Source organism: Dietzia psychralcaliphila (assembly GCF_003096095.1).
Classification (GTDB): domain Bacteria; phylum Actinomycetota; class Actinomycetes; order Mycobacteriales; family Mycobacteriaceae; genus Dietzia; species Dietzia psychralcaliphila.
On record NZ_CP015453.1, the window covers coordinates 1138484 to 1155670 of the forward strand.

Sequence of the window (17187 nt, forward strand, 5' to 3'; positions counted from 1 at the left end):
AGTGAAGGCCTGGCAGCGCAAGTCCTCGCTCACCGGCCCACGGGTCAAGGCGGTCATGGAGGGGCACGAGGTGCAGATCCTCCACGCCCTGGTGTCCAACATCGTCGACATGCTGGAGCAGCGCCGCGACTCGGCGCCGAGGGACGAGCTGGCCGAGATCACCGGGATGCGCAGCGGTCACTCCGAGCTCCCCGTCGAGGCCCCACTCGTCCGTCTGCTCCCGGATTTCCACCGACCGGAGCCCGGCGAGGGATCCGACTCGGATGCCGCCGCGGTGGCCCGCGCCCACAACTCGGGCATGCGCATGATCCACGAGCCGGCGATCATCGACGTCAAGCTCGCGGCGGCGTCGACAGTCCTCCGGTCCCTCCCGGCGCGCGGCGGGACCGTCTCCCTCAACCCCGAGCAGGCGCAGGCGTGGATGGGGTGTCTCAACGACGTCCGGCTCGGACTGGGCGCGTTGCTGCTCGAAGCCGGGACGGTGGACGGCGTCCCGGCCACCGACATCCCCGAGTTCGTCGCCGAGGACGACCCGAGGTCGGCGCACCTGGACGTCTACCACTGGTTGACCTTCATGCAGGACTCCCTGTGCACCGCTCTGACGGGTAAGTGAGGAGAACACAGTGAATCCAGACCAACGCACGTTCCGGACGGGGGGCGCCAAGACCGCCCGGCCCGCCCCTCAGGGGCCCCGCCGCTGGCCGGCCCTGGTGCTTCTCTTTGCATTCGTCGCGCTGATGTGGGTGGTCGAGGCGGCGGACCAGGTCATCCAGTCCACCATCGGACCCCCGCAGGGGCTCGACGGCTACGGGGTCCGCCCGCTCTCGACCGACGGGTTGCCCGGCATCATCTTCCAACCGTTCCTCCACGGGGACTGGGCGCACCTGATCGGCAACTCGATCGCCCTGCTCGTGCTGGGATCGATCATCGCGATGTCCGGAATCCGCCCCCTGATCAGCGTCACGCTCATCTCGTGGCTCGCCTCGGGCGTGGTGTCGTGGGTCCTGGGCGGCACCGGGACGGTGCACATCGGCGCGTCCGGAATCGTGTTCGGTTACGTCTTCTACGTGATCGTGCGAGGGCTGTTCTCTCGCCGCTTCCTGCACCTGGTCATCGGTCTGGTCATCGGCTTCTACTACGGGTTCGAGGCGCTGGCGGGGCTGTCCCCGATGCTGGACGGCGTGTCCTGGCAGGGGCACCTCGGCGGGGCCATCGGCGGAGTGCTCTCGGCGTACGGCCTCAAGCGTGACCGGAAGCCAGAGGGTGCCACCACCGGGCAGGCGCGGTGGAACGCCGGTCCGACGAGGTGACGGCCCCGGATCCACTGGCCCCTATCGGGGTGTTCGACTCGGGAGCGGGCGGGCTCACCGTGGCCCGCGCGATCATGGACCAGCTCCCCGACGAGTCGCTCATCTACGTCGGGGACACGGCCAACGGGCCGTACGGCCCGTTGCCATTGGCCCGGGTCCGTGAACACGCCCTGGCGGTCGCGGACTCCCTCGTCGATCGTGGGGTCAAGGCACTGGTGATCGCCTGCAACACCGCCTCGGCGGCGATGCTGCGGGACGCGCGCGAGCGCTACCCGGTGCCGGTGGTGGAGGTGATCCAGCCGGCGGCAAGGAGGGCGGTGGCCACCACACGCTCGGGCCGCATCGGGGTGATCGCCACCCGCGCCACCGTCGCGTCGCTGGCCTACGACGACGCCGTGGCCGCCGCATCCGGGGTCCACCTGACCTCGGTGGCGTGCCCGAAGTTCGTCGAGTTCGTGGAGCGCGGGATCACCAGCGGTCGGCAGGTCCTGGGTCTGGCGGAGGCGTACCTCGCGCCGATCCGGGACGCCGACGTGGACACCCTGGTCCTGGGGTGCACCCACTACCCGCTGCTGTCCGGGGTGGTCCAGCTCGCGGTGGGCGATCACGTCACGCTGGTCTCCAGCGCCGAGGAGACGGCCAAGGACGTGCTGAGGGTGCTCACCTCGGGCGACCTGCTGCGCCCCCACGATGCGGAGAGTCCCGCGACACGGGAGTTCCTCGTGACCGGCGACCCGGACGGCTTCCGCCGGGTGGCGTCTCGGTTCCTCGGGCCCGGGCTGGTGGCGGTCGGTCGCTCGGGCGCCGTGCGATCCAGCACCGGGAGATCCAGCAGCGGGAGATGGAGCGCCGTGAGATCGGGCACCTCGTGATCGGCCGTCCGCTTCCTACATCGGCTGATGGTCTGGGGCACTGTCCGGGCGACCCGTCGCGCGCCGTGGCACGATGGTGCCCATGTTTCTGACTGTCCTGGGTTGCTCGGGGAGTATCGGCGGACCCACCTCGCCGGCATCCGGGTATCTGGTGGAGGTCGAGGGGGTCGCCCCGGTCGTGATCGACATGGGGCCCGGTGTGTTGGGCGCTCTGCAGCGGTACATCGCGCCGGAGGACGCCACGATCCTGCTGTCCCACCTCCACGCCGACCACTGCCTGGACGTCCCGGGACTGTTGGTGTTGCGACGCTACGGACCGGAGGCCGAGCGCGCGGTCAGGGTCCCGCTCATCGGTCCGTCCGGGACCGCCTACCGGATCGGCGTGGCCTCGGCGGAGGAGCCGGGGGCAATCGACGACCTGTCCGACACCTTCGAGGTGAGTTCGTGGGACGACACGCCCGACGTGGAGATGAGGGGCGACGACGGTGTGGTGGGCCTGCGCGTGCGGGCCGACCGGGTGGATCACCCGCCGGAGTCCTACGGGATGCGCCTGACCTCGGAGTCCGGTCGCGTCCTGGTCTACAGCGGCGACACCGCCTACTGCGACTCGCTGGTCCACCTCGCGGCCGGTGCCCATGTGTTCCTCTGTGAGGCGTCGTGGACGCACGAGGAGGGTCGTCCGCCGGGGATCCACATGTCCGGGGCAGAGGCCGGTCGCACCGCCCGACTGGCCGGGGTCGGGCGACTGGTGCTGACCCACATCCCACCGTGGACGGACCGCGAGGCCGTGCGCGCCGAGGCCGCCGCGGAGTTCGACGGCGAGGTACTGCTGGCGGAGCCGGATCTGAGACTCGAGGTCTGAGCGTCGAGTTCTGAGGCCCTGTGTCCGGGGCCCTGTGTGTGGGGCGCGGTATCCGGGACGCTGTGTCCGGGGCCCGGTGTCCGCGGTCCGGCCGCTAGGATCGGCGGTCGTGACCTCATCTACTGACGGCAGAGCAGACGGACGCGCGGACGGCGACCTCCGCGACGTGACCATCACGCGGGGTTTCACCTCGCACCCGGCGGGTTCGGTGCTCGTCACCTTCGGGCAGACCCGTGTCATGTGCACGGCGAGTGTGACCGAGGGCGTGCCGCGTTGGCGTAAGGGTTCGGGACTGGGGTGGCTGACCGCGGAGTACGCGATGCTCCCGGCCGCCACCCACGAGCGCTCGGGACGCGAGTCCGTGCGGGGCAAGGTGGGTGGACGCACCCACGAGATCAGCCGCCTGGTGGGCCGGTCGCTGCGCGCCTGCATCGACCTGTCGGCGCTGGGGGAGAACACCATCGCCCTGGACTGCGACGTCCTCCAGGCAGACGGTGGTACCCGGACCGCCGCCATCACCGGCGCCTATGTGGCGTTGGCGGACGCGGTGACGTGGCTCGCGGCCAAGGGCGCCGTGACCGGAAACCCGCTGACGTCCGCGGTCGCGGCCGTGAGCGTCGGAGTGGTCGACGGTCGGGTCCTGTGCGACCTGCCGTACGAGGAGGATTCGCGCGCCGGGGTGGACATGAACGTCGTCTGCACCGACGCGGGGGAGTTGGTCGAGGTGCAGGGCACCGCGGAGGGTGCGGCGTTCGGGCGGGACACCCTCGACGCGATGCTCGACTCCGCGCAGGCCGGCTGCGAGCGGCTGTTCGAGCTGCAGCGCGAGGCGCTCGCCGCCCCCTACCCGGGCGAGCTGCCCGCGCCTGCGGCCGCGCGGACCCCGGGGCGATAGCCGTGACCGTGCGGTTGCTCGTCGCCAGCCGGAACGCCAAGAAGCTCGTGGAGCTGCGCCGGGTGTTGGAGTCCGAGGGGATCGTCGGCATCGAGCCGATCGGCCTGGACGACGTGCCGGAGTTCGCGGAGGAGCCGGAGGACGGCGCGACCTTCGAGGAGAACGCCCTGATCAAGGCGAGGTCCGGCTGGAAAGCGACGGGCCTGGCGTGCCTGGCCGACGACTCCGGGCTGGCCGTGGACGCGCTCAACGGGATGCCGGGCGTGCTCTCCGCGCGCTGGGCGGGCCGGCACGGCGACGACGAGGCCAACAACGCGCTCCTGCTGGCACAGCTGTCTGATGTACCCGATGACCGCCGCGGCGCGGCCTTCTTCTCCAGTTGCGCCCTGGTGTACTCGGCGGCTGACCCGGCGGTGGACCCGGAATCGTCGACGGAGAATCTCGTCGAGCGGGTCGCGGAGGGGCGGTGGGCCGGACAGGTGCTGCGTGAGCCACGCGGCGAGGGAGGGTTCGGCTACGACCCGCTGTTCCAGCCCGAGGGCTCGGGCCGCTCCGCGGCAGAGCTGACGCCGGAGGAGAAGGACGCCGACTCCCACCGTGGCCGGGCTCTGCGCTCGCTCGCCCCGGCGCTGCGGGTCCTGGTCGAACGAGACTTGTCGGACTGAACTACAGCTCGCTTCGCCTGCGCACGGCTTCAAGTGCCCGCTCTGTCTCGAGCACGCGCAGGTGCGGGACCGGGTCGATCCCCGAGCGCAGCACGAACTCGGTGAGCTGCCGCCGCACCTGCGCGCGCAGATCGTCGGGGTCCCACGGTTTGGCGATGTAGTAGTCCAGGCCGCCATCGTTGACCGCGCGGATGGTGTCGGCGTGGTCCGCCTGTCCCGTCACGAGTACGGTCCGCACGTGCGGGTACTCCCGCGACGCCATGAGCTCCACGAGGAAGTCCGTGCCGGACCTCCCGGGCAGTCGGTGGTCGGCCAGCACGAGCGCCAGGACGTCACCGTCGTCGGCGATCTCGTCCAGCACGGCGTGGGCGTCGGGGACGTCCTCGGCGGGTTCCACGCGGGCGACGTCACCGAACGGCACCAAGTCGGATTCGAGCGCCTCGCGGACCTCGGGCTCGTCCTCGAGGACGAGCACCACGAGTCGGGCGGGGCCGGACCGGCCGGATCGGGAGTGCGTCACGTCAGTGGCTCCTCGCTGTGGTGGGCGGCGGGCAGGACTACCCGGAACTCGGTGCGTCCGGGTCGGGAGTCCAGCTCGATCACTCCGTCGTGATCGTGCACGATGCGGTGGCTGATCCCCAGCCCGAGCCCCAGCCCGAACCGGATGCGTCCTGACTTGGTGGTGAACCGCGGTTCGAAGATCTTCTCGCGGATCTCCTCGGGGATCCCGGGGCCGTTGTCGACGACCGTGACGACGACCCCTCCGTCCACCGCCCGGTGCGCGCCGACCCACAGCTCGGGGTGGGTCGGTGCCCGCGGGCCGGTGAGGACGTCGGCTGCGTTGGTGAGCAGGTTGATCCACACCTGCGTCAGCTGGCCCGGGTGTGCCATCACCTCGGGCAGGTCGTCGGCGACGGTGCGGTGCACCCGCACGTCGGGCAGCCGGTGCGCGGTGATGCGGAGCCCGTCGTCGAGGGTGGCGGCCACGTCTGTGGGGACGTACTCCGCCCCGACGGGCCGCATGGACGAGCGCAGCGAGGACACCAGGTCCGCGATGTGGCTCACCGCGAGGTCGAGGTTGCGGGCCGCCGAGCCGATCGCCGCCGCCGTGATGACGGCCTCGCGTGTATCGGGGGACGACGACGAAAGGGCCCGGAGCGTCTCGTCGTCGTCCAATCCCGCGGCCACCACCCTCCGGGTGGCCTCGGCGTCGGACAACACGCCTCGCACCCTCCGGCGGGCGCTGCGCAGTTCGGCGGTGGAGCGCGGCGGCGCAGTGCGCGCGCGGCGGAGCGCCCGGGTCACCAGCTCGGCGTCCCCGCCCCGGGCGACGAGCGACTCAAGGTCCGCCAAGAGGTGGTCGCGGGCGCCCTCGAGGGCGGCCAGGGGGTTGTTCAGTTCGTGGAACAGGCCGGCGGCCATCTGGCCGATGGCGGCGCTCGATGCCTGGCTCATGAGCTCGACGCGGGCCTCGGCGAGAGCGTCGAGGGCGTCCGCGAGGCGCTCGCCCTCCTCGTGCAACCGGATGGCCAGTTCGGCCTCGGTGCGTCGCTGGGTCTCGGCGTGGCGGAGGCGGTCGTCGAACCCGTGGATCGCCACCACCCCCAGGGCTGTGGCGACGCGGGTGCTGCGGGTCAGCGCGGCGACCAGTTGTTCCTCCGACAGGTGCACCAACTCGCAGTCGGTCAGGGTGCGCGTGGTGTGCAGGGAGCCGCGGTCGCCGACGAACCCGGGCAAGCCGACGAGCGGCCCGCCGCGGAAGGGGTTGGCATCATCCGGGTAGGTGCGGCCCGGCAGGATCACCTCGACCTCCCCGCGCAGCAGGACGTAGACGCCCTCGAGTCGGGAGTCCCGTCGGGAAAGGACGGTGCCCGGCGGCAGCTCGACACGGGGGCGTGGGCCCAGGGACTCCTCGAGCGCGTCTACGAGTTCGGTCACGGCGGACCGGCGGGAGCCACGCAGCGACGGCATCAGCCCGGCCGCGGACCGGTGCACGCCCGGCATGTCTCCGGGGTCGCGGGTTCGCAGCGCGGCCCTCTCCGGCGCGCCCACCTCGCTCCGACGGCGCTCGGCGTCCAGTCGTGCCCAGCGGTTGAGGATGCGCGGACCCAGCTCACCAGGCGACCACGGCGCCGAGACCACTCCGTCCAGGAGGCCAGCGTCGACCGTCCGCCCGATCCCGGAGACCGCGGTGCGGGAGGTCACCACCAGCAACCGCGGCGGCGGATCCTCCGGCCCGGAGGCGGAGATCACCGCGGCCAGGACCTCGTCCGGGGAGTGGTGGTCGCTGTCGCACGCCACCACTACCTCCGGCCCGGCGGTCGTGCCGGCGAGCCCGGAGACCAGGCGGTCGGCGGCCCCGACGCCGTCGGCCCGGTGGACGATCACCGCGCCCTCGGCGGCGGCGGTGATCTCGCGGGCGACGGCCGCGGCCACGGGACCATGACCCACTATGAGCACCGACGGGGCGCCCTGGGCGGTCGGGTGCGCGCCCGCCGCATTCGGGTCGGCCGCGTTCATGTCAACCCCATCAGGGACCACCAGGTGGGCATGACGAACGCCACCAACACCAGACCGACCGCACCCACGACGAGGCCGATCACGGCCATGTCCTTGGTGCGGAGCTCGCCGGTGGCGTAGGCGATCGCGTTGGGCGGGGTGGAGACCGGCAACGCCATCCCGAGTCCGCAGACCACGGCCAGGCCGACGGCCAGGATCACCGAGTCGGTGCCGACTGTCACCGCCAGGCCCGGGGCCAGCGGGATGAGCAGATTCGCCGTGGCCGAATTGGAGATGAGGGTGCCCAGCAGCAGGGCCAGGGCGAGCAGGCCCAGGGTGACGGCCAGGCCCGGCATCACCGCCCAGTCGACCAACCCGATCATCCACTCATCCAGCCCGGTGGCGGCCATGCCACTGCCGAGCGCGATGCCGCCGGCGACGAGCCACAGCACCGGCCACTGCAGTCGCCTCAGGTCCTCACCGGTCATCACCGAGGTGGCCAGCAGGACTGTCACGGGAAGGAACGCCACCGTCGCCGCCGGGATGCCGTGCGCGGCCTCGGTGAGCCACAGCAGGACGGTCACCGCGGCGACCACGTAGAACAGAACGGCGCGGGGGCGGGTGTCGAGGTCCACGTGGACGTCGATGTCCACGGCCACGCCGCGGTCGAGGTACCGAACCGCCAGCACCGCCCACGCGACCGCGAGCAGGACCAACACCAGCGGACCGGTCGCCAGGAGCCAGTCGACGAAGGTGATCTGTATGCCCTGGTCGGCGAGCGTGCCCACCGCGATCGCGTTGGGCGGCGAGCTGACCGGGGTGAGCAGACCGCCCACCGTCGCGGCGACAGGGATGCTCAGCGCCAACCCGGCGCGAGCGGTGGGGGAGGGGGAGACCGCGAGCACCGGGATGAGGACCGCGAGCATGGTGGCCGTGGTGGCGGTGTTGGACATGAACGCCGACAGCACGGCCGTGATGATCATCAGGCCGAACACGGTGAGCCGCAGGCTGCCCCGGAACGGCCGCAGCATCACCGCGGTGAGATTGCGGTCGAGCCGGTACTTGGCGGCGCCGTCGGCCAGGAGGAACCCGCCGAGGAACAGGATGATCACCGGGTGGGCGAGCGTGGCGTAGATGGACGCCGCCGTGGGCGCCTCGAACGCGGTGTCACCGAACCCGACCAGCGCTTCGTCGGAGATGAGCAGGACCTGGAGGAATATCACCAGGACCGCCGTGGCCACCAGGGGAATCGCCTCGGTGACCCACAGGATCACCGCCACCGAGAACACCGCCAGCATGCGCTGGGCGGGCGGCTCGAGCCCCGGGAGATCGGCGATCAGGACCGCGACCGGTACGAGGACGGCGAGGGTCAGCCCGATGCGTTGAAGCGTCGTCCCGGGTAGCCCCCTGGCGGCGGCGAGCAGCGACACATCACACCGCGTACGCGGCCCTGACGTCCCGGGTGCGCTTGTGTTCGAACCAGAACGACAGGAACGGCACCGTTCCCGCCAGCGCGGTCAGCAGGGTGCGGGAGGCCGCCCACCGGGCCTTGATGGCCAGGTCGAGGGTCATGAACAGGTAGATGATGTAGAAGACACCGTGCGCCTGCCCGATGTAGGTGAACCAGTCGGGTGCGTCCGAGGAGTTCTCCAGGATCAGGTACTTGTAGATCATCTCCACCGTGAGGACCAGAAGCCACACACCGGTGATCCAGGCCAGGGCACGGTATCGGGCGAGCGCTCCGCGGACCTTGCCGTCGGGATCCGGCTTGCGGTTGTCGGTCTCCGGGGTGGCTGCGACGGTCATGTGGCGTGTCTCTCCTGGTGACGGTCGCCGGCGGCCGCGTCTTGTCGGGCCAGCTCGGCGAGGTACGAGTTGTAGGCGTCCAGGCCCTCGTCGCGGGCTCGGACCTCCGCGACGGGACGCCGGGTGGGCAGGAGATCGGCGGGGATCTCCGTGACGATCTTCTCGCGCCTGCGCGAACCACTACGGCTGGGCGTCCCGTCGGGGTGATCGCCGACCTCGTCGTCGTCACCCTCATCCCCGGCGGCATCCACCGCGGGGAGAGCAGTGTCGGCTTCCTCGGCCTCCAGTCGCACGTACTTGAGGTACGCGTACACCAGGAAGCCCGCCAGGAACGGCCACATGAAGGTGTAGCCGAGGTTCTGCACCGTGCCCGTGGCCTCCTGGTAGCGGGCGAGCTGCCAGAACCCCATCCCCAGGCAGAAGATCGCGCCGAGGACGACGAACGCGATCCACGAGGGACGGTGCCTGACCTTGGTGGAGGCCGGTTGGCCGGAGGCGGGGTCGCCTCCGCCCGTGCGGTGGCTCAGGGTGTCGGACACCCCTCCACGATACCGCCGACGGCGCGGTAAGCTCACCTCGCCCGGTACCCCCGGGCAGGCGCCCGTGGCGGAATTGGCAGACGCGCTGGATTTAGGTTCCAGTATCTACGGATGTGGGAGTTCAAGTCTCCCCGGGCGCACACACGGGGTGTCGGTTCAGGTGACGTCGTCAATCAACCGGGCGAGGATGCCGTTCACAGTCAGCAGCCCGATGAGCTCGTCACCGCGGACCACGACCAGGCGGTTGAGGTTCAACCGGCCCATCAGCACGGCGGCCTGGTTCACCGACAGGCCCTCTCCCACGGAGACGGCCGGCTTCACGGCGACGTCATAGACGTTGAGCAGGTCCACGTCGCCCTCCTCCGCCACGATGGCGCGCAGCAGTTCGTTGTAGCTGAGCAGGCCGTAGGCGTCGTGGGAGTGCTGGGGATCCACCACGAGACTCTTCACCCGACGGGAGCGCATCATCGCCAGCGCCTCGCGCAGGGTGGCGTAGGGCGAGATGGTGATCACCTCGGGCACCATGACTTCTCGGACGGTCAGCATCGGGGTTCCTCCTGGGGTTCTCGGTCGTCTCGGGGTGTGGGCAAGGTGGGGCTCAGGTGTTCTCCCGGCGCATGTACTCCTCGAACTTCACCACCTGCCGGGCGTCGATCCCGGTGAGGTGCTCGATGGGGACGTTGAAGGCGATGCCGTGAGAATTGTCCCCGTCGACCAGGATCTCGTGCAGGGCCTTGAGGATCGAGGTGGCCAGGTGTGTGCCCACGACCATCAACAACACCGACTGGGAGCCCTCGAAGGTCAGGCCGAAGAAGGTCTTCTTCTGCTGCCCGCCGATGCCCTTGCCCTCCAGGATGGTCACCCCGGTCGCCCCGGCCCGCTGCGCGACCTCGATGGCGTTGTCCTCCAGTTCTGGGGGAGCGATGACGACGACGGCCGTGAATTTCATGACGGTTCCTTCCGCAGACGGGGAATTCTCTCGAGAGCGATGGCATAGAGCAGGACGGAGATGATCGGGAAGATCGAGGCGAAGGCGATGAGCCCGAAGCCGTCGAGCAGCGCACTGCGGCCTTCGATAGCGCTGGCCAACCCGATGCCCAGGGCGGTGACCAGCGGCACGGTGACCTCGGACGTGGTGACCCCGCCGAGGTCGAAGGCCAGCGCGACGATGTACTTGGGGGCCAGGACCACCAGGACGATGACCACGGCGTAGGAGGCCATGATGAAGTAGTGCAGCGGACCGCCGGCGAGGATGCGGTACACCCCCAGGGCGATGCCGACCGCCACACCCGTGGCCACGACCAGACGGATGGCGGTGGCGTTGATCCCGGCCGGCGAGACGGTCTCCGCCTGGTCGGCAATGGCCACCAGGGCCGGCTCGGCCATGGTGGTGGCGAACCCGATGAGCAGGGCGAACAACAGGATCAGAGCCGGCACACCGCGGTCGATGAGTTGCTCGGCCATCTGTGTACCCAGCGGGAAGAGCCCCATCTTCAGGCCCACCACGAAGGCGTAGAGCCCCACGAGGACCATGACGAACCCCACGGCCACGCGCAGCGGGTGGGACAGCTTGCGACGTAGCGCGACGTACTGGAAGAACAGGACGACGATCACCATGGGCGCCACGTCGCGAACCATCTCCGCCAGGCCCACCACGTGTTCCAGCCAGAGTGGGGCGCCGGCCCGCTCCGACCCCGTGGTGGGCGTACCGCCGCCACCACCGAAGGTGTAGACCCACATCCCGTAGAGCTGCACCCCGATTATCGGCACCATCACGCACAGAGCCACCAACCCGAACCCGTCCGTGAGCGCGCTGCGGCCCCGGATCGAGTTGGCCAACCCGATCCCGATCGCGGCGATCAGCGGCACGGTCACGACGTTGGTGGTCACACCGCCGGAGTCGAAGGCCAGGCCCACGATCTCCGGTGGGGCCACGAACGTGGCTGTCAGGACCACCACGTAGCCGCCGATCAGAATCCGGTGGACCGCCCAGCCCCGCAGCACCCGCAGGATCCCCAGTACCAGCACGAGTCCCACTGACACGGCGATGACCACCCGCAGCACGATCCCGTTGATCCGCCCCTCGCTGATCAGTTCCGCCTGCTCCGCCACCGCGATCAGGGCCGGCTCGGCCACGACCGCGGCGAACCCGATGGCGAAGCCGAACGCCAGCAGCAGCCCCAGGGCCCCGCGGCGGGTGAACTGGTTGGCGAGGTTCTTGCCCACCGGGAACACGCTCAGGTCCAGGCCCTGGAGGAACAGGGCGATACCCACTCCCACGATCAGCAGACCCACCACCAGCTGAAGTGGGTCCTCAGGCATCCGGCGGAAGACCAGCAGCTGGAAGGCCACCACCACGGCCACGATGGGCAACAGATTTCTCAGCGCTTTCCGGAACTCCTGGGCGAAGTGGCGGAGATGCTCCATGGAGGCTGGCGTCCTCTTCCGGTGTCGGGTCGACAAGCGGCCTGGACCCAGTCTGACGCACGACCACGGGTGCGTCCACGAAACAGCCCGCGACCGTGCTCTGGCTGCCGAGCCGAGGGGACCTCACCGGCGACGGGCCGACCGGAGCGCGGCGAGGACCCTGTCGACGACCTGCTCCACGGGCAGAGAACTCGAGTAGGCGATCCCGTTCTCGTCCGGGTCGAGAGGTTCCAGCGTGGCCAGCTGGGACTCCAGGATCCGGTGGGAGGCGAAGTGGCCGCGGCGGGCGGCGAGGCGATCCGCGAGGAGCTCCGGGTCGGCGCCGAGTTCCACGAAGAACACGGCTCGGTCGATGTCCCGGAGCACGTCACGGTAGGCGCGGCGCAGGGCCGAACACGCGATGACGACGCCGTGGTCCGAGGTGGATTCGGGTGCCATCCGGTCCCGCTCCCTCAGATGATCGCGGACCGCGGCGAGCCATGGACTCCGGTCATCGTCGGTGAGGGGTTCGCCGGCGCCCAGCTTCCGGCGGTTGGCAGGGGGATGCAGGTCGTCGGCGTCGACGAATGGCGCATCGAGGCGCTCCGCGATCGCGCGGGCGACGGTCGACTTCCCGGCTCCGGACACGCCCATCACGACGATGTGCGGGAAGAGCACGGGCAACGGCCCGTCAGATGGTGAAGGCCATCGACCCGAGGATCTTCCTGCCCAGATCCTCGTCGCCACTGATCTCCACACCGTTGCCGGGTTCCGCGGTGATCCTCCCGGTCGCCGCACGCACGAAGGTCGGGGTGTCGAAGACCAGCTCGACGGTGATCCGCGCGGAGTCGTCGACGTCCACCAGTCCCGCCCGGCCGGCGACCAGCACATCGGTGGCCAGGGACAGATCGGTGTCGGACTCACCCGTCACCCGGAACCGGACCCGCGAACCGTCCGGGGCTCCGGCCTTCTTGCCCACGATCCGGGGGAGGGCGCGCACGATCTCGTCGAGTGCAAATCGCCCCGGGCCGCTGCCGAGGTGATGCTGCATGCCGAGCGCGTGACGGATGTCGTCCTCGTGGACCCAGCAGTCGAAGACGCGAACGCCCATGAAGCGTCGGAACGGCACGCGACCGACAGGGGAGTCGGACTCGGCCTCGAAGTCGTCGGCCGTCATCTCGGCGAGTTGTCCCGTGCGCTCGGCGATGGCCTCACGGAAATCCGCGAACGCGTCCTCGACGGCCAGGGGCCGGGCCTCCTGCACGAACTTCTCGTTGAGCTCGCCGATGGGATTGCGGACGTACTCGTGAGACGAGGACGGCAGGTCGACGTCCGGCACCGGCTCGCCGGAGAGCAAGTGCTCCGTTCCCGCCACGTGCGCCACCACGTCGCGGACGGTCCACCCCGGGAGGGCCGTCGGTGCGGTCCAGTCGTCTCTCTTCAGCCCCGCGAGGAGCTCGTCGAGGCGCTTCCACTGCTGGATCAGATGGCGCACCTCGACAGGGGCCTCGCCGGTGGCTTCTGCGGGTTCTGTGGTGGTGTCGTCACTGCTCTCGGTGTCCATGGTCACAAGGCTACTGCCGCGGTGGAACGGACTCGGAGTCTTCTGCGCGACCCGGGGACGAGCACCTTTCCGGGGACGAGGACCATTGCGGTCCCGGCAAGTCTCGGGCCTCGAACTCCTCTGGGATGATGTCGAGGTGTACTCGGAAGTGACGCTGCGGGATGGAGTGGCCCTCTGGCGCTCGGTCGGGGGAAGCGGATCGGTCGTCCCGGCTGACGGATGCGTCGATCTCATACTGCGTGACGACGCGGTCCTCGTCGCGGGGCCGTCGACGCGGTGGATCGACACCCTCGCGGACGGCGATGAGGGGTCGTTCGGTCTCCGACTGCCGCCGGGAGAGGCCGCGTCCGTGCTCGGAGTCCCTCTCGTCGACCTCGCCGACAAGCGGCTGGCACTGGAGGAAGTGGTTCCCGCGCGGGACCAACGCATCACGGCCGCGCTTCGGAAGATCGCCGGTGGCCTGCGCCCCGCCATCGACCTGACGACATCGATCACATCGGCGACACGCTGGACCGGGTTCGTGCGCCGATCCGCTTCCGGCCTGGTTCCGGCACGAGTCGTGGCCGAGGAGCTGGCATGGTCCGAGCGCACATTTCGCCGACGCATGGCGATCGAGTTCGGCTACGGCTACGCCACGTTGGTCCGTATCGAGCGGGCGGGCCGCGCCCGCTCGGTACTCCGTTCCGGCGCGTCGGTCAGCGCTGCCGCAGCACTCGTCGGATACGCCGACCAGCCGCATCTATCGCGCGAGTTCCGGCGACTGGTCGGGATGAGCCCGGGTCAGTTCGTCTCCAGTTCCGCATAGAGGTCGACCGAGTTGCCGTCGGGGTCGAGGAGCGTCGCGTAGCGCTGTCCCCAGTGCGCGTCCCATGGCGGGACGTGCGCGGTGTGTCCGGCCTCCACCAGCTTCGCGAAGGTCGCGTCCACGTCTCCGGGAGAGCCCTTGTCGAACGCCAGGGCGATGCGATGCCCGCCCTCCGGCACGGCGTAGTCCGGGTCGAACCCGCGGATGGTCTCGATCGTGTCCCAGGCGAGCGCCGTGCCGTCGTCGAGTGTGGCGTCCACGTGCGGCGCGCTGTCCTGCCCATCGGCGATGTCCACGCCGAGAGCCCGGTAGAACGCCAACGAGGCGGCCATGTCGCGGGTCACTATCCCGATGAACCCCAGTGTCAGTCTCATGTGATCCACGCTAGGCGGGCCGGTGTGGCCGAGTCGTGAACAGATCGGCCACATCGCCGGTGGCCGCACCCGGACCGTCCACCTCGACGACGCCGGCCCCGGCGCCGCTCGGGAGGAGGGCGTCGGGGCCGGCGATCGGGTCGCGCGACGCGAGATCAGAGCTCGCGCGCGGGGCGTGAAGTGGCCTCCTCGGGATCGTCGGGATGACCGACGTAGTGCACGATGCTGGCGACGAGTCCGCCCCAGATCACGAGCAGGAACAGCACCATCATGATGACCGCGGGAGCGTCCATGGCTCAGGCCTCCTTGGGCGTGTGGGTGGGTGTCGGGTTCTCGTCGGGACGGGTGAGCCCCTCCTCGTAGGTGAAATCGCTCGGGTCGTCGTCGACGGGCGGCGGCCCGTCGAGGTGGCGGGCCCCCCGCCAGGGCAGGACCGACAGGATGATCGAGAGCACGAGGATGGTCCCGACCATCCCCCAGCCCCAGACGCCGAGCACGGAGGCCTCATACCCCTCGTAGGGCTCGGACAGCAGGGCCATGATCTCGCGGATCAGCGAGTAGCCCAGGACGAGCGGGGTGATGACGGCCAGGCACACGATCCAGAACGTGCCGACCTTCCACGAGGACACCGAATTGAGGTGATCGCGCAGCGTGGGGGCGAGCCGCAGCCCGAAGATCACCACGATGAGGGCGATGAGGGAGATCCCGACGATGCCCAGACTGTTGACGAACTTGTCCATGATGTCGAGATTCTGCAGGCCGGTCTCGGTCGGCATGAGCAGCAGCGAGATCGCGGCCATGGGAATGCCGACGGTCAGCGTGGCCACGGTGCGGGACGAGCCGATCTTGTCCTGGAAGGACGAGATGACCACCTCGGTGATCGAGATGAGCGAGGTGATGCCGGCCAGGATGAGGCAGACGAAGAACACCACGCCCCAGATCGGACCACCCGGCATCTGCGAGATCAGCGCCGGGAAGGCGATGAAGGCCAGTCCCGGGCCGCCCCCGACGTCGTCCCATCCGGCTCCGGCCGAGGTTGTGACGAGGAAGCCGAGGGTGGCGAACACGCCGATCCCGGCGAGGACCTCGAAGGCCGAGTTGGAGAAGCCCACGACCAGGCCGGAGCTCGTGAGGTTGGACTTGCGCTTGAGGTACGACGAGTAGGTGAGCATGATGCCGAAGCCCACGGACAGGGACAAGAAGATCTGGCCGTAGGCGGCGATCCACACGCCCGGGTCGGTGAGGACACCCCAGTCCGGGGTGAAGAAGTTGTTGAGGCCCTCAAGCGCACCCTCGAGGAAGAGGGAGCGTACGACCAGGGCGGCGAAGAGCGCCACCAGGAGCGGGACGAAGAGCAGCGCGGTGCGTCCGATGCCCTTCTGTACGCCCGCGAGCAGGACACCGAGCGTGACGATCCACACGACCACCAGGACGATCGCGATGCCCGGGACGAAGTCGACTCCGAACCCGCTGCCGGCGCGGAGGAAGTCCTCGGCGAAGAACGACGCCGACTCCTCGTACGTCTCACCCCAGCGTTCGTCGACCGAGAACCACGCGTAACAGGCCGCCCACGCGATGATCACCGCGTAGTAGACGGCGATGACGAAGGAGACCAGGACCTGGATCCAGCCGATCGGCTCGGCGAAGCGGTTCATGCGTCGGAAGCTCAGCGGCGCGGAGCCGCGGAAACGGTGGCCGATCGCGTAGTCGAAGAACAGCAGCGGCAGGCCCGCGGTGAGCAGCGCCACGAGGTAGGGGAGCAGGAAGGCGCCGCCACCGTTGTCGTACGCGACAAAGGGGAAACGCCAGATGTTGCCGAGGCCGACGGCGGAGCCGATGGCGGCGAAGACGAAGACGGAGCGACGGGAGAATGTCTCTCTCGGTGTCACCCCACCTCTGGTGGGCGGGCTGGTCATGGTCGACTCCTTGTCGGACGATCGGGCGGCGGATGCGCCGAGTGTGACGCAACGACGATAGGTGTGGTCTCCGTAACTCCCAACATCTAGTCGGCGGGTTGTGGTCTTGGTGACCATATCGACGCATTCGCGGCACCTGATTGTGTTACTGGCGGGGCTACAGTGACTACATGAAGTCTCAGCGCGTGAGCCGGAGGGTGGGCCGCGGGCTGGTCGCGGCCTCACTCGTGGTGTCGATGGCGGGGGCCTCCACCCTCGTCGCCGCTCCGACGGTGGCCGTCCCGGTGCCGTCTCCCGCCGAGGTGGTCCGCGAGACCGGGTCGTGGTTCTCGCACGGGTACACCCTCGACCTACGCGCGGACGGAACGGGGATGTTCGCGGCCTGGGTCGGGGCGTTCGACGGCACCAGGGTCCAGCTCAGCCTCATCCCCGCACCGGGCGCGGCGACGGTCGCGGAGGTGACCGCGGTCGAGACGGTCGGACTCGGCGGCCTGGCCCCGGACGAGCAGCCGGGTGTCGGGGGTCTGGTCACCATCGCCTTCGGGGACGCGGTGCGCACGGCCCACGTGGAGTGGTCGTCCGGACCGCGCCGCCTGGCCGCGGACCTGTGCCCCGCCGAGGGGCTCGACGCCGCACAGATGGCCGTTCTCCGGTGCGGGGCGTAAGCGGCTGAC

The 17187-nt window shown here is 69.9% G+C and carries 21 protein-coding genes and 1 tRNA gene; 9 read left to right on the forward strand and 13 right to left on the reverse strand.

The window, feature by feature from the left end; translation table 11 throughout:
• Window position 1 precedes the first annotated feature (1 nt).
• The 6 genes from A6048_RS05115 (at window position 2) to A6048_RS05140 (ending at window position 4604) form a co-directional block, all read left to right on the forward strand.
• Window positions 2-613, forward strand: coding sequence for a DUF2017 domain-containing protein (locus tag A6048_RS05115; RefSeq protein WP_107748500.1), 612 nt, complete (start codon window positions 2-4; stop codon window positions 611-613).
• A 10-nt stretch (window positions 614-623) separates the two neighbouring features.
• The gene (locus A6048_RS05120; protein ID WP_107748499.1) at window positions 624-1310 is read left to right on the forward strand and encodes a rhomboid family intramembrane serine protease; all 687 of its coding nucleotides are present in this window, start codon (window positions 624-626) and stop codon (window positions 1308-1310) included.
• Window positions 1286-2182, forward strand: a complete 897-nt coding sequence (gene murI, locus A6048_RS05125) for a glutamate racemase (RefSeq protein ID WP_235027353.1) — start codon at window positions 1286-1288, stop codon at window positions 2180-2182. Before A6048_RS05120 ends, murI begins: the two co-directional genes overlap by 25 nt.
• A gap of 82 nt (window positions 2183-2264) precedes the next feature.
• Complete coding sequence (locus A6048_RS05130) at window positions 2265-3044, forward strand: MBL fold metallo-hydrolase (protein WP_107748498.1); 780 nt, start codon at window positions 2265-2267, stop codon at window positions 3042-3044.
• A 109-nt stretch (window positions 3045-3153) separates the two neighbouring features.
• Window positions 3154-3939 carry a ribonuclease PH gene (gene rph, locus A6048_RS05135; RefSeq protein ID WP_107748497.1) on the forward strand — a complete coding sequence of 262 codons (786 nt, stop codon included), beginning with the start codon at window positions 3154-3156 and terminating at the stop codon, window positions 3937-3939.
• Window positions 3940-3947: 8 nt separating this feature from the next.
• Window positions 3948-4604 (forward strand): non-canonical purine NTP pyrophosphatase, encoded by a 657-nt coding sequence (locus A6048_RS05140; protein WP_162533939.1) that lies wholly within the window; start codon window positions 3948-3950, stop codon window positions 4602-4604.
• A gap of 1 nt (window position 4605) precedes the next feature.
• Here A6048_RS05140 and A6048_RS05145 read toward each other — a convergent pair whose 3' ends face one another.
• The 5 genes from A6048_RS05145 to A6048_RS05165 are packed head-to-tail and all read right to left on the reverse strand — an operon-like array spanning window position 4606 to window position 9448.
• On the reverse strand, window positions 4606-5124 hold the full coding sequence (locus tag A6048_RS05145; protein ID WP_107748495.1) for a response regulator: 519 nt from the start codon (window positions 5122-5124) through the stop codon (window positions 4606-4608).
• A complete protein-coding gene (locus tag A6048_RS05150; RefSeq protein WP_107748494.1) occupies window positions 5121-7124 on the reverse strand; it encodes a sensor histidine kinase in 2004 nt (667 codons plus the stop codon). Before A6048_RS05150 ends, A6048_RS05145 begins: the two co-directional genes overlap by 4 nt.
• Complete coding sequence (locus tag A6048_RS05155) at window positions 7121-8533, reverse strand: SLC13 family permease (protein ID WP_107748493.1); 1413 nt, start codon at window positions 8531-8533, stop codon at window positions 7121-7123. The genes A6048_RS05150 and A6048_RS05155 overlap by 4 nt, the downstream gene beginning before the upstream one ends.
• Window position 8534: 1 nt before the next feature.
• Window positions 8535-8909: a DUF3817 domain-containing protein gene (locus tag A6048_RS05160; RefSeq protein WP_107748492.1), complete on the reverse strand. Its 375-nt coding sequence runs from the start codon at window positions 8907-8909 to the stop codon at window positions 8535-8537.
• Window positions 8906-9448 carry a hypothetical protein gene (locus A6048_RS05165; RefSeq protein WP_107748491.1) on the reverse strand — a complete coding sequence of 181 codons (543 nt, stop codon included), beginning with the start codon at window positions 9446-9448 and terminating at the stop codon, window positions 8906-8908. The genes A6048_RS05160 and A6048_RS05165 overlap by 4 nt, the downstream gene beginning before the upstream one ends.
• 58 nt (window positions 9449-9506) lie before the next feature.
• Between A6048_RS05165 and A6048_RS05170 the strand changes: the two genes are divergently transcribed.
• Window positions 9507-9588 (forward strand) — tRNA-Leu (locus A6048_RS05170).
• Window positions 9589-9604: 16 nt separating this feature from the next.
• Here the strand turns inward: A6048_RS05170 and A6048_RS05175 are convergent.
• From A6048_RS05175 to A6048_RS05195, 5 genes are all read right to left on the reverse strand, one after another.
• Window positions 9605-9994 carry a CBS domain-containing protein gene (locus tag A6048_RS05175; RefSeq protein WP_107748490.1) on the reverse strand — a complete coding sequence of 130 codons (390 nt, stop codon included), beginning with the start codon at window positions 9992-9994 and terminating at the stop codon, window positions 9605-9607.
• Between the two features lie 52 nt (window positions 9995-10046).
• Window positions 10047-10397, reverse strand: coding sequence for a P-II family nitrogen regulator (locus tag A6048_RS05180; protein ID WP_107748489.1), 351 nt, complete (start codon window positions 10395-10397; stop codon window positions 10047-10049).
• On the reverse strand, window positions 10394-11875 hold the full coding sequence (locus A6048_RS05185) for a DUF1538 domain-containing protein (protein ID WP_107748488.1): 1482 nt from the start codon (window positions 11873-11875) through the stop codon (window positions 10394-10396). Before A6048_RS05185 ends, A6048_RS05180 begins: the two co-directional genes overlap by 4 nt.
• A gap of 123 nt (window positions 11876-11998) precedes the next feature.
• Window positions 11999-12532 (reverse strand): gluconokinase, encoded by a 534-nt coding sequence (locus A6048_RS05190; protein WP_327495107.1) that lies wholly within the window; start codon window positions 12530-12532, stop codon window positions 11999-12001.
• Window positions 12533-12545: 13 nt separating this feature from the next.
• Window positions 12546-13418, reverse strand: coding sequence for a maleylpyruvate isomerase family mycothiol-dependent enzyme (locus A6048_RS05195; RefSeq protein WP_107748696.1), 873 nt, complete (start codon window positions 13416-13418; stop codon window positions 12546-12548).
• Between the two features lie 148 nt (window positions 13419-13566).
• Between A6048_RS05195 and A6048_RS05200 the strand changes: the two genes are divergently transcribed.
• Window positions 13567-14223, forward strand: coding sequence for a helix-turn-helix domain-containing protein (locus tag A6048_RS05200; RefSeq protein ID WP_159110253.1), 657 nt, complete (start codon window positions 13567-13569; stop codon window positions 14221-14223).
• Here A6048_RS05200 and A6048_RS05205 read toward each other — a convergent pair.
• The 3 genes from A6048_RS05205 to A6048_RS05215 form a co-directional block, all read right to left on the reverse strand.
• Entirely contained in the window at window positions 14199-14597 is a 399-nt protein-coding gene (locus tag A6048_RS05205) for a VOC family protein (RefSeq protein WP_107748486.1), read from the reverse strand. The two genes, A6048_RS05200 and A6048_RS05205, sit on opposite strands and share 25 nt — an antisense overlap.
• Before the next feature lie 155 nt (window positions 14598-14752).
• A complete protein-coding gene (locus A6048_RS05210; RefSeq protein ID WP_107748485.1) occupies window positions 14753-14890 on the reverse strand; it encodes a methionine/alanine import family NSS transporter small subunit in 138 nt (45 codons plus the stop codon).
• A gap of 3 nt (window positions 14891-14893) precedes the next feature.
• The gene (locus A6048_RS05215) at window positions 14894-16513 is read right to left on the reverse strand and encodes a sodium-dependent transporter (protein WP_107748484.1); all 1620 of its coding nucleotides are present in this window, start codon (window positions 16511-16513) and stop codon (window positions 14894-14896) included.
• Between the two features lie 170 nt (window positions 16514-16683).
• Between A6048_RS05215 and A6048_RS05220 the strand changes: the two genes are divergently transcribed.
• A complete protein-coding gene (locus A6048_RS05220) occupies window positions 16684-17178 on the forward strand; it encodes a hypothetical protein (protein WP_107748483.1) in 495 nt (164 codons plus the stop codon).
• Window positions 17179-17187: the final 9 nt, after the last annotated feature.

Excerpts from the sequence above, each read along its gene's own strand:
- A6048_RS05130 (WP_107748498.1), top strand. The coding sequence starts at position 2,265 with ATGTTTCTGACTGTCCTGGGTTGCTCGGGGAGTATCGGCGGACCCACC.
- A6048_RS05150 (WP_107748494.1), bottom strand. The coding sequence starts at position 7,124 with ATGAACGCGGCCGACCCGAATGCGGCGGGCGCGCACCCGACCGCCCAG.
- A6048_RS05160 (WP_107748492.1), bottom strand. The coding sequence starts at position 8,909 with ATGACCGTCGCAGCCACCCCGGAGACCGACAACCGCAAGCCGGATCCC.
- A6048_RS05175 (WP_107748490.1), bottom strand. The coding sequence starts at position 9,994 with ATGCTGACCGTCCGAGAAGTCATGGTGCCCGAGGTGATCACCATCTCG.
- A6048_RS05180 (WP_107748489.1), bottom strand. The coding sequence starts at position 10,397 with ATGAAATTCACGGCCGTCGTCGTCATCGCTCCCCCAGAACTGGAGGAC.
- A6048_RS05185 (WP_107748488.1), bottom strand. The coding sequence starts at position 11,875 with ATGGAGCATCTCCGCCACTTCGCCCAGGAGTTCCGGAAAGCGCTGAGA.
- A6048_RS05195 (WP_107748696.1), bottom strand. The coding sequence starts at position 13,418 with ATGGACACCGAGAGCAGTGACGACACCACCACAGAACCCGCAGAAGCC.
- A6048_RS05205 (WP_107748486.1), bottom strand. The coding sequence starts at position 14,597 with ATGAGACTGACACTGGGGTTCATCGGGATAGTGACCCGCGACATGGCC.
- A6048_RS05210 (WP_107748485.1), bottom strand. The coding sequence starts at position 14,890 with ATGGACGCTCCCGCGGTCATCATGATGGTGCTGTTCCTGCTCGTGATC.
- A6048_RS05215 (WP_107748484.1), bottom strand. The coding sequence starts at position 16,513 with ATGACCAGCCCGCCCACCAGAGGTGGGGTGACACCGAGAGAGACATTC.
- A6048_RS05220 (WP_107748483.1), top strand. The coding sequence starts at position 16,684 with ATGAAGTCTCAGCGCGTGAGCCGGAGGGTGGGCCGCGGGCTGGTCGCG.